The sequence below is a fragment of the Prochlorococcus sp. G4PB17 genome (assembly GCF_059772445.1).
On the sequence record NZ_CM186288.1, the window covers coordinates 1,551,680 to 1,565,766 of the forward strand.

Genomic DNA, 14,087 nt, shown 5'->3' on the forward strand with positions numbered 1-14,087 from the left:
CGAATTGGAAGACTTTCTAAAGACAGTGAAACTTTTTTTGGCCTTTTATTTGATAAAAAATCAGTGATAGCAGTTTATCTTAACGTTTAGAGTATGGAGAACCCAGTTTTTCGAATTCTGCAATAAAAACAAAATTTTGAGAGAATCATACAAATCTTTAGTAATCGCATTTGCGATTGCTTTTTTTAACTTGGGCAATTATTAATGAAGCCTTGCATTTTACTTATTGAAGACGACCTGGACATGAGAGAACTGGTTGCAGGGCACCTCGAACATACTGGTTTTGATGTCCAAAAAGCTGAGGATGGCATTAAAGGGCAAGCTCTTGCTTTGCAATATGCTCCTGATCTAATTCTTCTTGATTTAATGCTTCCTAAGGTTGACGGCCTTACACTTTGTCAAAGGTTAAGAAGAGATGAGAGAACAGCGGGCATTCCAATTCTTATGATTACTGCTTTAGGTGGTCTTAAGGACAAAGTAACAGGTTTTAATTCTGGAGCTGATGATTACATAACAAAACCTTTTGATCTAGAAGAATTACAAGTTAGGATCAAAGCTTTGTTGAGAAGAACAAATCGAGCGCCATTAGGAAGTAGTAACCAACAAGAAATACTTAACTATGGGCCGCTTACGCTTGTTCCTGAAAGATTTGAGGCTATATGGTTTGAATCCCCAGTTCGATTGACTCACTTAGAATTTGAATTACTTCACTGTTTAATGCAAAGGCACGGCCAGACAGTTGCACCTTCACTAATTTTAAAGGAAGTTTGGGGGTATGAACCTGATGATGATATTGAAACAATCCGAGTCCATGTAAGACATTTGCGAACCAAGTTAGAGCCTGATCCTCGCAAACCAAGATTTATCAAAACAGTTTATGGTGCAGGATATTGTTTGGAATTACCAGCTGGAGATAAAATAAATGAAATCCAACCGTTGATAATCCAAGCTAGAGAAGCAAGATCATTAAAAAATAATACTGATGAGAGGGTTACTGTTTAAGTATTAAAGTTCATTTCCAATAAAGTTAATTCCCAAGCAAGTCTTGGCTGTACATAGGTTAATAATTGCCTTCTCAAATCTTCAAGTTTTCTAACCATAATGGAATCATTTTCTTTTTCCCAGATTTTATATTGTTGAAAATTTATTAACCATAATTGTTGCTCTATGTCGAGTTCATCAGTTATTTCTTTTGCCAGTTTTAGCACGTCAATGTGATTAGATAATTTGATTTCTAGCTTTTTTCGTAAATCACATGTGATGTCTAACCAATTTTGAAGATTAGTTAGATATCGCCCTGGAGATCCATATGAAAAAGCTATAAGCTCTCTAATTTTTTCACTAGATAAATCTTTTACTTCTTGAGGAACATTTAAATTTTTAATGATATTATTTACTTGATTATCATTTAATCGAACAAATGGAACTATTTGACATCTAGATCGAATAGTTGATAATAGTTTTTCTGGTCTTTGAGTTATTAGAATAAACAACCCTGTGTTTGGCTCTTCCAAAGTTTTTAATAATGAATTAGAAGCAGATTCGTTCATTTTTTCAGCATCTTCAATTACCACTATGCTTCGTTCTGACTCCAATGGTTTCTTTCCCAAAAACTCTATTATTTCTTTGATTTGGTATAGCCTTATTTGAGGTGGTGATTTTATTCTTAAATTTTCTGAATTAGCTTTTTTTTGAGAAATACTTTTACCTTGAATCATGTAAGAAGGTTCTATCCATAAAAGGTCAGGATGATTATTACTTTCTATTTTTCTCTTTGTATTTTTTTTAATAATTTTATAATTAAGAATAGCATTTATAAAAACTTTTGCAGTTGTCTTTCTGCCAACACCCTCGGGCCCTGAGAATAAATATGCAGGAGAAATATGTTTTTTAGAAATAACAGATTTTAAAATTTCAATTGCTAAATCTTGCCCATATATATTTTTAAAATCATCCATTTTATTTATTCATTAATAACTTTTTTATCTCGTATTTTATATCTGTGAAGATTTCTTCTTTAGATCTTAAAGCAGATATTTTTTTCCATTTAATATCTTCGGATAATTTCTTAAAGCCCAGAGAAACATTTAATAAAAAGTCCCTACCTTCTTTTTCAATTCGATCGTCTGCTCTACTCATTCTTCTGTTGATACTTTCGTGAACTGGTATGTCTAAAAGAAATGTAATGTCTGGAGAAATACCCTGCGTGGCAATAGTCTCGAGATCTTTAATTAAATTGATATTCAAATGTCTTCCATAACCTTGATAAGCAAGTGTGGATCCACAAAATCTATCGCTTATAACCCAATCACCATTATTTAACGATGGGCGAATAATTTCATTGACATGTTGTGCCCTATCAGCAGCATAAAGTAAAAGCTCAGTAATTGAATCTGGACTTGTTTCTATAGATGTATCTAGTAGAAGCGATCTTATAGATTTTCCTAATTCAGTACCCCCTGGTTCTCGAGTAATAACCAATTGATTTTTGTTAGGTATTAGATCAGTGTTATTAAGCCATTTTTCTATTTGATTGATTTGAGTGGTTTTCCCAGAGCCATCTATCCCTTCAAAAACAATAAACTTTCCTTTCATTGTGACTTCAAAGATAAAGCATTAACAACAACACTTATTGAGCTCATAGCCATAAGTAAAGCCGCCAAAGGAGGGGATAGTAATAAACCTGAAGAAGGTAAAAGTAATCCTGCTGCAATAGGTAAAGCAATTAAGTTGTATCCAAAAGCCCATGCAAGGTTTTGTCTGATTTTGAACATTGCTCGTTTGGAAAGTTGTAATGCATTTGGTAGTGCTTCTAGGTTTTCTCCGAGTAACACAAGATCAGCTGAATCCTGAGCTATTTGAGTTCCTGTCCCTATCGCTACACCCAAGTCAGCAGCTGCAAGGGCTGGGGCATCATTTATTCCATCTCCTATCATCGCGACTAAACCATTATTTTTTAATAAATTCAACTTTTTTAGCTTGTCTGCAGGCAATAGTTGCCATTCAATATGTTGTGAATTAAAACCTAGTTTTTCTCCTAAAGCTCTCACTGCTGAATCTCTATCACCACTAAACAAACTCAAAGAAAAACCTCTTGAGCGTAATTGATTAATTGAAAGAAAAGCATCTTTTCGGAGTTGATCATCAATCATGAAAAAACCTAATAATTTGCTCTCTAAAGCAACGGCAACTATCGACTGTGCTTTTCTTTTTGAAAGTTGATAATTTTGTTCAATCAATTCATTCCATGTGACTCCTTCACTTTTTAACCATTCGGGAGTACCAACTCTGATTAACCCTTCTAAACCATTTATTTTGCCGGCTAATCCTTTTCCTGCAAATGTAGTAGAAGATGATACTTGCTCAAGTTTAATTTCTTTTTTGAGTGCTTCTTGAATAATTGCTTGGGCAAGAGGATGCCGACTATCTTGTTCTATACTTCCTGCCAATCTGAGCATCTCATCTTTTGATGATTCTTCGTTTTCCCAAGAGCCCACAACTAACGGTCTTCCAATTGTGAGTGTTCCTGTTTTATCAAAAATGATTTGACTGACTTTTGATGCCATTTCTATGACATCCCCCCCCTTGAATAACCACCCTCTTTTTGCAGCTTCCCCTGAGGCAACTGTTATCACTGTTGGGGTGGCAAGTCCTAGAGCACATGGACAGGCAACAACTAATACAGCTATTGATAATTGAAATGAAAGCCCAATTGGTGTTTGAGTTGTATTAATTAAATGATCATGCAATTGATGGCTTTGCATAAAACCCGTATTAGAAATTTCTAACACCTCTGGCCATATTTTTGTGCCAATTCTCCACCAAAAAAGAAAAGTAATTATTGCAAGAGTTGTTACTCCATAGCAAAAGATTCCGGCAACTTTGTCTGCCAATCCTTGAATTGGGGCTTTTCTGGCTTGAGCTTCTTCAACTAAGCTTATGATTTTGGCTATTGCTGTATCAGAACCTATTCTCTGTACTTCTAAAGTAATTGTTGATTCTAAATTTAGGCTTCCAGAGGGAAGTTCGACGCCTGGGGATGCTTCTAGTGGTAATGATTCACCAGTTAAACTTGATACATCAATAGCTGAATTACCCTTTACAACTAAACCATCAACCGGGATTCTATCTCCAGCTAACAATTGAATCTTTTCTCCTGGCTTTAATGCACCTATTCTGATTTCACGAGTCTCGTTGTTTTCTAATACTAGTTTTGCTGTCTCGGGTTGTAATTTTGCTAATTCTTTTAATGCAGTCCCTGTTTTGACTTTGGCTCGTTCCTCTAGAAAACGACCCAATAAAACAAATCCAAGTAGCATTACCGGTTCATTAAAAAAACATGGCCAACCAACTGTTGGCCAAATCAATGCAATTATGCTTGCGAAGTAAGCACTCAGTACACCAAGGCTGACTAAAGTATCCATTGTCGGAGCGAAAATGATCGCTGATTTTATTCCTGTTTTTAGGATTGATCTACCTGGACCAACTAAAGCAAATGTTGCGAGTGAAGCATGAAAAGGTAATGAACCAATAAGTGGGATAGATATTTGTTGACCCTCTATCAAATGACCCATCCCAGATAAAATAAGTAATGAAGTCGCGATTATTAGTTGTCGCCATTTCATCCATAAATTTTGATTTTCGTTTTGTTCTAATTCGAAATCTTTAGAAATTGTTTGATAATCTCTTTCCTTTGTAGGAAAACCTTTTGAGCTAAGAGTTTTTATTAAATCAGTTATAGGCTTATTTGGTTCTTCAATTTCTATAAAGGCTGTTTGGGTGACTAAGTTAACGCTTGCATTAACTACATTTGGATAGTTTTTAAGAATTTTTTCAACTGCCTGTACACAACTGCCGCACTTCATTCCATCTATGTCAAGCAGAATTGAATTATTGCTTTGGGCAATTTTTTTGTTGCTCAAGGGGGTATGAATCCTGACACTTATTCTAAATTTAATTAATAAAAAGGATGTTGCATTTAATTAATACTTTATTAATACATAAAATTATTTTCATTATTTCGATCCGTTTTCTATTTCCAGGCAGGATAGAATGATATTTACAGATATCTCTCCATCGTGCCTAGAAGTCAAAACAAAGACAATTTTCTTGATAAGGCCTTCACGAAGATGGCTGAAGGAATAGTTAAAGTTATGCCTATAGCCTCAAAAGAGAAAGAAGCCTATCTTTATTACCGCAAAGGTTTAGCAGCTCAAAATGATGGAGATTACTCCGAGGCCCTTGAATATTATGAAGAGAGTTTAAAACTTGAAGATAATCAAGTCGATAGAGGTGAGACATTGAAAAATATGGCAATAATATATATGAGTAATGGAGATGAAGATAGGGCACTAAATACATATAAAAAAGCTTTAGGACAAAATCCAAAGCAGCCATCTTGTTTGAAAAACATGGGATTAATTTATGAAAAAAGAGGAAGAATGGCTCAAAGAAATGGAAATCAAGATGAAGGGGATATCTGGTTTGACCAAGCAGCTGAGGTATGGAGTAAAGCTGTTCGTTTATATCCAGGTGGATATTTAGATATAGAGAATTGGCTCAAAACAACAGGGAGAGGTAATGTAGATGTATATTTATAGATCATGAAATTATTTACTAAATATTACTCATAGCCTGGATTAAAGCTTGATTTATATTTGAAGCATTAAGTATTTCTAATTTCTGATTTGTTTCGAATTTACCTGTATCAAATCCATCTGGAATAATTAATTTTTTATATCCAAGTCGAACAACTTCATTAATTCTTTGTTGCATTTGCCTAACCAATCTTAATTGACCTGCCAAACCTATTTCACCTATAAAAACGATACCTTCGTCGAGTTCAATATTTTTAAAGCTAGAAACTATTGCAGCTGCTATTCCAAGATCAGCGCCTGGTTCTTCGACTTCTAATCCACCAGCCACAGCTAGATAACAATCATATCTTGACAGTGATAGATTCATATTTTTTTCTAGAACTGCCAAGATTTGATGAAGTCTGTTGATCTCAACACCAGTCGTAGTTCTTCTTGGACTTGCATAACTGGTGGGATTCAAAAGTGCTTGTATATCGATGGCTAATGGTCTTGTTCCCTCACAGGTCACAATAGTTGAAATGCCCGGTGCAGAAGTTTTACTCAAAAATAATTCGCTTGGATTGGATACCTCTGATAATCCATCTGCTTGCATTTCAAAGACACCAAGTTCACAAGTGGCCCCAAATCGATTTTTGACACCTCTGAGTAGTCGGTGAGAGGCAAATCGATCTCCCTCAAAAGTGAGTACTGCATCGACAAGATGCTCAAGAACTTTTGGTCCGGCTAACATTCCATCCTTAGTTACGTGCCCTATGATCAATAGAGATATGTTTTCCCGTTTAGCTATTTGCTGTAAAGCTGCGGAGCATTCTCTAACTTGCGCTACCGAGCCAGGCGAACTTGATAAATTTTGATCATGCAATGCTTGAATGCTATCAATTACGGCAACTGAAGGTTTCAAATAATCAAGTTCTTTTAGGACTAGCTCAAGGTCAGTTTCTGCAAGTAAATGTAGATTGGATTCAGAGTCTTCAATTCGATTCCATCTTAGTTTTACTTGCTCAGCTGACTCTTCAGCCGCTATGTAAAGTACCGATCTTTCATGAGCCATTGCTGTAGCACTTTGCAAAATAAGAGTGCTTTTCCCAATACCAGGGTCTCCGCCAATTAAAACTAGTGATCCTGGAACTAAACCTCCTCCTAACACTCTGTCTAACTCCTCATAACCGCTTGGAATGCGTTCTATTATTTGTTTCTTTGTCTGGCTTATTAACTCTGAACGATAAGGAGATTTTTCCTTGGGTGAATTAATCTTTTTGTAACTAGATTTATCTGATTTTTGATTGATTTTTTCTTCTATGATCGAATTCCATTCTCCACAATTGTTGCAGCGGCCAAAGAATTGCCTGGTTTGAGCACCGCAACTTTGACAGACATAAATAGAGACAGAACGAGACACTTAGTTGTAAAAAGGAAGTTGGCTGTAGTTGAATAAAGATAGTGATCTTTAATTGTTGGTGAAACATCACTTAAGATCTTGTCGCAGCCGCCAAAGCTAACGAACAAATGACGGCCACTAGTCCCTCAAAGGAAACCATCCTCGTAGCTGATGATGAGGCAAGTATTAGGAGGATCCTAGAAACTCGCCTATCTATGATTGGCTATCAGGTAGTTACAGCTTGTGATGGAAATGAGGCACTTGATCTCTTCAGAAATTGTGAACCTGATTTGGTTGTCCTTGATGTCATGATGCCAAAATTGGATGGATATGGAGTTTGCCAGGAACTAAGAAAGGAATCAGATGTCCCAATAGTTATGCTGACGGCTTTGGGAGATGTTGCAGACAGAATTACAGGGTTAGAACTTGGTGCTGATGATTATGTTGTAAAGCCATTTAGCCCAAAAGAATTGGAAGCTAGGATTAGATGTGTTTTAAGAAGAGTAGAAAAAGAGCAAATAGCTGGATTACCTAATTCAGGTGTCATTGCTGTAATGAATTTAAAGATTGATACAAACAAACGTCAGGTTTATAGAAATGATGAGCGAATTAGATTGACTGGTATGGAATTCAGTCTTTTAGAATTGCTGGTTAGTCGTTCAGGAGAACCTTTCAGTAGAGGTGAAATTCTAAAAGAAGTTTGGGGCTATACACCTGAAAGACATGTTGATACAAGAGTGGTGGATGTTCATATTTCTAGACTTAGATCAAAGCTTGAGGATGATCCAGCAAATCCAGAACTAATCCTTACAGCCAGAGGAACAGGTTATCTTTTTCAGAGAATTGTTGACTCTATGATTCCTGAAGGGTCATAAATCAGTGGAAAAAAATCACTTAAGTAATAAAACAAATCGTTCTAAAGCAATTAGACGATTAGTGATTTGGTATCGTCGAAACTCAGCGGTCACAAGTCTTGTTGATACAGCAACAAGCTCAGCTACTGCAGCAAGTAATGTTGCAGGAACAGTAGTGTCTAATGCAGGTTCTGTTGTGACGAATGCGGGATCAATAGCTAGGAGCACATTAGAACCATTTGTATTTGATCCTTTGAGAAGATTGCAAGGTGGAGAGAGTATTGAGGACAAAAATGGCATTCAAGATTCTGAAAGACTATGGGTAGCTGTTGATGGAATGGGTGGGGATTTTGCACCCGGAGCAATTCTTGATGGTTGTTTGAAATCTTTATCTTTCCTTCCATTGAAAATTAAATTTGTAGGTGAAATTGATCAAGTAGAAAAAGCTGCGATTGAATTTGGCTTAGAAGAATCTTTAGCTAAAGCGATACAGGATGGAAATTTTGAATTAATACCTAGTGGTCTTTCAGTTGGTATGGATGAAGAAGCAACTGCGGTTCGTAAAAAAAAGGATGCAAGTATAAATATTGCAATGAAATTGGTTAAAGAAGGAAAAGCCCTGGGGGTTTATTCGGCAGGCAACTCAGGAGCGATGATGGCCTCAGCGATTTTTAAGTTGGGACGTCTAAAAGGGATTGATCGTCCAGCAATTGGGGCATTATTTCCAACTAAAGATCCTGGTCAGCCAGTATTGGTTTTAGATGTTGGAGCCAATATGGATTGCAAACCAGCCTATTTGCATCAATTTGCTCTTCTTGGAAATATTTATTGTCGCGATGTTTTGCAAGTAGATAAACCAAGAATAGGATTATTGAATATTGGAGAAGAATCCTGTAAAGGCAATGATCTTTCTCTTGCAACTTACAAACTTTTAAGCGAGGAAGATCGTTTTTATTTTTCTGGGAATTGTGAAGGAAGAGATGTTTTGTCGGGTGATTTTGATGTTGTGGTTTGTGATGGATTTACAGGAAATGTTTTGCTGAAATTTTTAGAATCTGTAGGAAGCGTTCTTTTGGGTGTTTTGCGAGCCGAGTTGCCTAGAGGAAGAAGAGGCAAAGTGGGTGCTGCTTTTTTAAGAAATAATTTGAAACGAATAAAAAAACGTCTCGATCATGCAGAACATGGGGGAGCTTTATTACTTGGAATTAACGGGATTTGTGTAATTGGTCATGGAGGCAGTAAGGCTTTATCTGTTTTAAGTGCGTTACGAGTTGTTCATTCAGCTGCAAGTCATGGAGTAATGGATGATTTGGCGGCTTTAAATAAATCGGATGTCTTAAAGGTCTGATTTGAACTGTCCTAACATGTGATTGACTTATGAAATGAAGGTTCTTTTTAAATTTGATTAGTAATTCTCAATTTGATTCAGGAATATCTTTCGTGGGGAGTGGAAGCGCTACTCCTCAAAAGATAATTAATAATGACCAACTTGGTCAGAGAGTAGATACTAATGATCGATGGATTAAAAGTAGAACTGGAATTCGCGAAAGAAGGGTTATCGGAGAAAATGAATCTTTGATTGATTTGGCTACAGAGGCCGCTCTGAATGCTGCGAATATGGCCAATTGGGATGCAAAAACTATTGATTTAATAATTCTTGCAACATCTACCCCTGAAGATTTATTTGGCTCGGCGCCCAAAATTCAATCAAATATGGGTGCTTCTAATGCAGTTGCTTTTGATTTGACTGCTGCTTGTAGTGGCTTCTTATTTGCTTTAGTAACTGCATCACAATACTTAGCTTCTGGAACCATGAAAAGAGCTGTTGTGATTGGTGCAGATCAATTATCAAAATGGGTTGATTGGGATGATAGATCTACTTGTGTTTTGTTTGGAGATGGAGCAGGTGCTTTAGCTATAGAGGCTACTGCTAATAAAAATGATTTAATTGGTTATGATTTGAAAACTGACGGAAGTAGGGGAGATTGCTTAAATCTTTCTCAATCAAATATTTTTTTAGATCTAGTTCCAGGGTCTATCCATCAAAAAGGGGAATATCTACCCATAAAAATGGAAGGAAAGGAGGTTTATAAGTTTGCGGTTAAAGAAGTCCCGATTATTCTTGAAAAACTTTTAAGCAAATATCAAATTCATTCCGAAAATATAGATTGGCTTTTACTACATCAAGCTAATCAAAGAATTCTTGATGCTGTAGCTTCAAGATTTTTAATACCAAGTGAGAAAGTGCTTTCGAATTTAGAACACTATGGAAATACTTCGGCAGCAACGATCCCTTTGATGCTTGATGAGGCAGTTAGACAAGAAAGAATTAAATCAGGAGATTTAATAGCCTGTAGTGGATTTGGTGCTGGCTTGAGTTGGGGAGCCGCTTTGTTTTATTGGCATGGTCCCCATTAGGCTGTTAAACAAATCAGGAAATTGATTATGACTATTGCCTGGGTCTTCCCTGGTCAAGGCTCTCAAAAATTAGGGATGGCAAATTCTCTGCTTCAGTTACCTGGCTCCAGGGATCGATTTGAATTAGCCTCTCAAATTCTTGGAAGAGATCTTTGGAAAATTTGTTCTGGAGAAGAGATTCCCAACGAAGAAATATATGATTTAAACGATACAAGAAATACTCAACCTGCACTTTTTGTTGTTGAATCACTCTTGGTTGATGATTTAAAAAGACAAAAGCGGAAGGCTCAAATAATTGCAGGTCATAGTCTTGGCGAAATTGTTGGTCTTTATTCAGCCGATGTTCTAGATGCTGATAAAGCGTTGTTGTTGCTAAAGAAAAGATCTGAATTAATGGCTGCTGCTGGAGGGGGAGCAATGATTGCAGTTTTGGGCTTTGATCGAAATGAACTAGATGATTTGATTAGAGAAACAGATGGTGCTGCAATAGCCAATGACAATAGTGAATCTCAAGTCGTCTTATCTGGTTCTCCTGAAGCAGTGAGGAAAGTAGCTGATAATTTAAAATGTAAAAGAGCAATTCCTTTACAAGTTTCAGGGGCTTTTCATTCTATTTTTATGAAAGAAGCAGCTCAAAGCTTTTCTGAGGAACTTGATAACTTAACTTTTAGAGATGCTCAAGTTCCAGTTTTGAGTAATGTTGATCCAACTCCAACTTCAAAAGGTGACATATTGAAGGAGCGTCTAAAAAAACAAATGACCACAGGAGTTAGGTGGAGAGAGATTATGAATAATATGCAAAATGCGGGAATATCCACGATGGTTGAGATTGGACCTGGCAATGTACTTAGTGGTCTTGCTAAACGATCAATGAAAGGGGTCGTCACCAGTCAGATATCAAATGCCAGTGATTTAGGTTATTAATTTTGGAAAAGTTTACTGAAGCTGGTGGAGTTGAAAAAATCAATAAAAATAAACCTAGACAAAGTTTTGTATATGCTTGCGTCAGTTATTTATTTGTTTTTCCAATTTTTCGCTTTTTATTTAGAGGAAAAACAAGTGGTATTTCGAATTTACCCAAGACTGGGGGAGTGGTAATTGTCTCCAATCATGGATCGCATTTGGATCCGCCGATTTTGGGTCATGCTTTAGGTAGACCAGTAGCTTTTATGGCAAAATCTGAACTTTTCAAGGTACCTATTTTATCTTCCATAATTTCTGCATGCGGCGCATATCCAGTCAAAAGGGGAGCTGGAGATCGAGATGCTTTAAGAACCGCTTCTGGTCGATTAATTGAAGGATGGGCTACAGGTGTATTTTTGGATGGAACAAGACAAGAAAATGGGAGGGTTAATGAGCCAAAAGCAGGTGCTGCTCTTTTGTCTGCAAGGACCGGTTGTCCTATTCTGCCAGTGGCAATTGTAAATAGTCATAGAGCTTTCCCAAAGGGGACTTTCCTTCCTCGCTTTGTATCTATTCATTTAAAAGTTGGAGAACTAATTCAACCTCCTTTAACAAGAAAAAAAGAAGATTTAAAATCAACTACTAAAGAAATTCAATCCGCTATAAATTCAATGCTTGAAAAAGGTCTAATTGATAAAATCTTAAATTAAATTGTTTATTTTATTATTTAGGAGAATATTAGATTCTATGATTTTTATTTTTTATCTACCGGCGAAGTTGGGTAGATTGGTAATGTTTTTCTCCAATGAGATTTAATTTTAAAATTCTGGCAATATTCTGAAAAATATATAAGTGAAATAAGATCTTTTTCGATATTATTAGAAGCATTAATTGATGGATTTAATCCTTTTTCATTTTTAATTAATTTTGGTTCTATTAGTTCATTAAATTCATGAAAATTTGAATCATGATCAATTTTAATTAATTGATATTTACCGGCAATAATACCCCTTCTTGGTAAGATATCTTTAATCCAAAATGGATTATAGATATCACTTTTATTAAGATTCTTATATAGTCTTTGAGCCATTAAATGAAATGAACTCATTGAATCAAGTGAGCAATCAATTTGTTGTGAAATTGTTCTAGCCATCGAGATAGTTAATCTTGTACTAGTAAAACTTCCAGGACCCTTAGCTATTGAAATACGAGTAATTTGTTTCCAAAATTTTCTGGGTAGAATTTTTTCTATACAACTAAATAAATTGTTGGATAATAAGCGTCCAATATGAAATACTTCGCTTTTTATTATTTTCTCTGTACTTGCTGCATCCTTAACGGCAATTCCAAAACTTTCTGCGCAGCTATGTAAGGCTAATAAATATTTTGATTTTGATGTATGGAAATTTTGCAATGAACTTATTAAAATTTTTACTTTGGAATTTCTTCACCAGGACGGAGTCTGCTCCATTTACCTTGATCTTTTTGAAAACTATCACATTCTCTTACATCCCATTCGATCCCTGTTGTTTTATCAGGAGTGTCAAAAATATTGATATGTATTTTTGGATTAGTGCCTTGAAAATCTGGATTTTGAGACAGGTGTTTGACTCCGTGATGTTCTTCTACAGTGAAGTAGGTCTTGCATCTATCTACCCAGGCACAATCAACACAGATGCACATAACTGTTCAGGTGAAATCTGAGTATCATTTTGATAACCAACGACACATTACTATCAAATGATCTTTTTGGTGATTTAAACCTTCAAGATTGGCCAATATCCATAGCGGATTTGCCCGCTGGAAGCGCTTTGGTGGGTGGTTCTATTAGAGATGGATTATTAAAAAAATTAATTCAAAAACCTGATTTGGATTTTGTAATACCAACAAATGCTATTGAGTTCAGCAAAAATTTATCTAAAAAGATTAATGCCACTTTTATAAAGCTTGATGAACATAGAGATATTGCTCGATTAGTTATTAATGGCTGGACTCTTGATTTTGCTCGACAGGTTGGAGATAGTCTTGAAGATGATTTATTAAGACGAGATTTTAGAATTAATGCAATTGCTTTAAGACTTAAAAAAAATCCTGAGATTTTTGATCCAACTGGGGGCATTGATGATTTAAACAGTAAACAGATTGTTGCAATCAGTGAGAAGAATTTGATTGATGATCCATTGAGGATTTTGAGAGGTTTTCGCTTAATGTGCGAATTAGATTTTGAGCTGGAGAAAAAAACTAAAAAATTTCTTAAAACTAATGTAGAGAGATTAAGTAATGTTGCGCCTGAAAGGATAAAAATGGAGATTTTAAAAATAGTTCATTCAACATGGAATTCTTCTGTGTGGGAAACATATTCAGAACTTCAATTTTTTAAAGATTGGCGAGAAGATCAAATCTCTCTTGATCAGTTAAGAGTAAAAAATAATTTTTCTGAAGACCTAATTTTTGGAGCCCCTCTTGCAAAATTAATATGTTTACTTAGTGATGAAGGTTTATTAAGATTTTCATTTAGTAAAAATCAAATTAAAAGATGTAAGAACTTGAGGTATTGGGTTTGTAAAATTATCAACTTTGGTTTAGATGGGCTCTCAGAGGATGAAAGGTTTCAGCTCCACATTGATTTAGAGGAGGATTTACCATCTCTAATTCTTTTTTTGGAAGCTAAAGATCAAAATGCTTGGCTAAAACGTTGGAAAGACCCCTCTGATCCTCTATTTCACCCCTCTTCCCCTTTAAATGGCTATTCGCTTCAAAAAGACTTAAACATCCCTCCTGGACCCTCTTTGGGGGAACTTTTGAGGCATCTTGCTAAGGAAAAAGCCTATGGCAGATTCTTTACAAACCAAGAGGCTTTGGAGACCGCTCGTAAATGGGCCCTAGAGAATTCACCCTTTTTGTGATTAACTACACACAAATCAAATTAATTTCGGC

General features: G+C 35.8%; 14 protein-coding genes. 8 read left to right on the plus strand and 6 right to left on the minus strand.

What is annotated here, in order from left to right:
* Window positions 1–204: 204 nt before the first annotated feature.
* A complete protein-coding gene (locus AC6EJB_RS08875) occupies window positions 205–1,002 on the plus strand; it encodes a response regulator transcription factor (RefSeq protein ID WP_498491063.1) in 798 nt (265 codons plus the stop codon).
* Here AC6EJB_RS08875 and AC6EJB_RS08880 read toward each other — a convergent pair.
* Genes AC6EJB_RS08880 through AC6EJB_RS08890 form a run of 3 tightly spaced genes read right to left on the minus strand, consistent with a single transcriptional unit; the run spans window position 999 to window position 4,922 of the window.
* Window positions 999–1,958, minus strand: coding sequence for a DNA polymerase III subunit delta' (locus tag AC6EJB_RS08880; RefSeq protein ID WP_498491065.1), 960 nt, complete (start codon window positions 1,956–1,958; stop codon window positions 999–1,001). The genes AC6EJB_RS08875 and AC6EJB_RS08880 overlap by 4 nt on opposite strands.
* 1 nt (window position 1,959) lies before the next feature.
* A complete protein-coding gene (tmk, locus tag AC6EJB_RS08885; RefSeq protein WP_498491067.1) occupies window positions 1,960–2,595 on the minus strand; it encodes a dTMP kinase in 636 nt (211 codons plus the stop codon).
* Window positions 2,592–4,922, minus strand: coding sequence for a heavy metal translocating P-type ATPase (locus AC6EJB_RS08890; RefSeq protein WP_498491069.1), 2,331 nt, complete (start codon window positions 4,920–4,922; stop codon window positions 2,592–2,594). Before AC6EJB_RS08890 ends, tmk begins: the two co-directional genes overlap by 4 nt.
* Window positions 4,923–5,078: 156 nt before the next feature.
* On the opposite strand from AC6EJB_RS08890, the gene AC6EJB_RS08895 reads away from it, so the two are divergent.
* The gene (locus AC6EJB_RS08895; protein WP_498491070.1) at window positions 5,079–5,600 is read left to right on the plus strand and encodes a photosystem I assembly protein Ycf3; all 522 of its coding nucleotides are present in this window, start codon (window positions 5,079–5,081) and stop codon (window positions 5,598–5,600) included.
* A 16-nt stretch (window positions 5,601–5,616) separates the two neighbouring features.
* Here AC6EJB_RS08895 and radA read toward each other — a convergent pair whose 3' ends face one another.
* Window positions 5,617–6,996 (minus strand): DNA repair protein RadA, encoded by a 1,380-nt coding sequence (gene radA, locus AC6EJB_RS08900; protein ID WP_498491072.1) that lies wholly within the window; start codon window positions 6,994–6,996, stop codon window positions 5,617–5,619.
* 107 nt (window positions 6,997–7,103) lie between these two features.
* Between radA and rpaB the strand changes: the two genes are divergently transcribed.
* From rpaB to AC6EJB_RS08925, 5 genes are read left to right on the plus strand one after another with little or no spacing between them, the layout of a single operon-like run.
* Window positions 7,104–7,850, plus strand: a complete 747-nt coding sequence (gene rpaB, locus AC6EJB_RS08905; RefSeq protein ID WP_011294133.1) for a response regulator transcription factor RpaB — start codon at window positions 7,104–7,106, stop codon at window positions 7,848–7,850.
* Between the two features lie 4 nt (window positions 7,851–7,854).
* The gene (gene plsX / locus AC6EJB_RS08910) at window positions 7,855–9,177 is read left to right on the plus strand and encodes a phosphate acyltransferase PlsX (protein ID WP_498491074.1); all 1,323 of its coding nucleotides are present in this window, start codon (window positions 7,855–7,857) and stop codon (window positions 9,175–9,177) included.
* Window positions 9,178–9,230: 53 nt separating this feature from the next.
* Window positions 9,231–10,247 (plus strand): beta-ketoacyl-ACP synthase III, encoded by a 1,017-nt coding sequence (locus AC6EJB_RS08915; protein ID WP_498491076.1) that lies wholly within the window; start codon window positions 9,231–9,233, stop codon window positions 10,245–10,247.
* 27 nt (window positions 10,248–10,274) lie between these two features.
* The gene (gene fabD, locus AC6EJB_RS08920) at window positions 10,275–11,171 is read left to right on the plus strand and encodes an ACP S-malonyltransferase (RefSeq protein WP_498491078.1); all 897 of its coding nucleotides are present in this window, start codon (window positions 10,275–10,277) and stop codon (window positions 11,169–11,171) included.
* A gap of 2 nt (window positions 11,172–11,173) precedes the next feature.
* Window positions 11,174–11,860: a lysophospholipid acyltransferase family protein gene (locus AC6EJB_RS08925; RefSeq protein ID WP_498491080.1), complete on the plus strand. Its 687-nt coding sequence runs from the start codon at window positions 11,174–11,176 to the stop codon at window positions 11,858–11,860.
* Window positions 11,861–11,904: 44 nt separating this feature from the next.
* On the opposite strand, the gene tsaB is transcribed toward AC6EJB_RS08925, so the two are convergent.
* Together tsaB and AC6EJB_RS08935 are read right to left on the minus strand one after the other, a co-directional pair.
* Complete coding sequence (gene tsaB / locus AC6EJB_RS08930; protein WP_498491082.1) at window positions 11,905–12,564, minus strand: tRNA (adenosine(37)-N6)-threonylcarbamoyltransferase complex dimerization subunit type 1 TsaB; 660 nt, start codon at window positions 12,562–12,564, stop codon at window positions 11,905–11,907.
* Between the two features lie 17 nt (window positions 12,565–12,581).
* On the minus strand, window positions 12,582–12,833 hold the full coding sequence (locus tag AC6EJB_RS08935) for a Ycf34 family protein (protein ID WP_498491083.1): 252 nt from the start codon (window positions 12,831–12,833) through the stop codon (window positions 12,582–12,584).
* Between the two features lie 29 nt (window positions 12,834–12,862).
* Here AC6EJB_RS08935 and AC6EJB_RS08940 point away from each other — a divergent pair, with 29 nt between their 5' ends.
* The gene (locus AC6EJB_RS08940) at window positions 12,863–14,056 is read left to right on the plus strand and encodes a tRNA nucleotidyltransferase/poly(A) polymerase-related protein (RefSeq protein ID WP_498491085.1); all 1,194 of its coding nucleotides are present in this window, start codon (window positions 12,863–12,865) and stop codon (window positions 14,054–14,056) included.
* The last annotated feature ends 31 nt before the right edge of the window (window positions 14,057–14,087 follow it).

Excerpts from the sequence above, each read along its gene's own strand:
- AC6EJB_RS08935 (WP_498491083.1), bottom strand. The coding sequence starts at position 12,833 with ATGTGCATCTGTGTTGATTGTGCCTGGGTAGATAGATGCAAGACCTAC.
- AC6EJB_RS08875 (WP_498491063.1), top strand. The coding sequence starts at position 205 with ATGAAGCCTTGCATTTTACTTATTGAAGACGACCTGGACATGAGAGAA.
- AC6EJB_RS08880 (WP_498491065.1), bottom strand. The coding sequence starts at position 1,958 with ATGGATGATTTTAAAAATATATATGGGCAAGATTTAGCAATTGAAATT.
- fabD (WP_498491078.1), top strand. The coding sequence starts at position 10,275 with ATGACTATTGCCTGGGTCTTCCCTGGTCAAGGCTCTCAAAAATTAGGG.
- rpaB (WP_011294133.1), top strand. The coding sequence starts at position 7,104 with ATGACGGCCACTAGTCCCTCAAAGGAAACCATCCTCGTAGCTGATGAT.
- tmk (WP_498491067.1), bottom strand. The coding sequence starts at position 2,595 with ATGAAAGGAAAGTTTATTGTTTTTGAAGGGATAGATGGCTCTGGGAAA.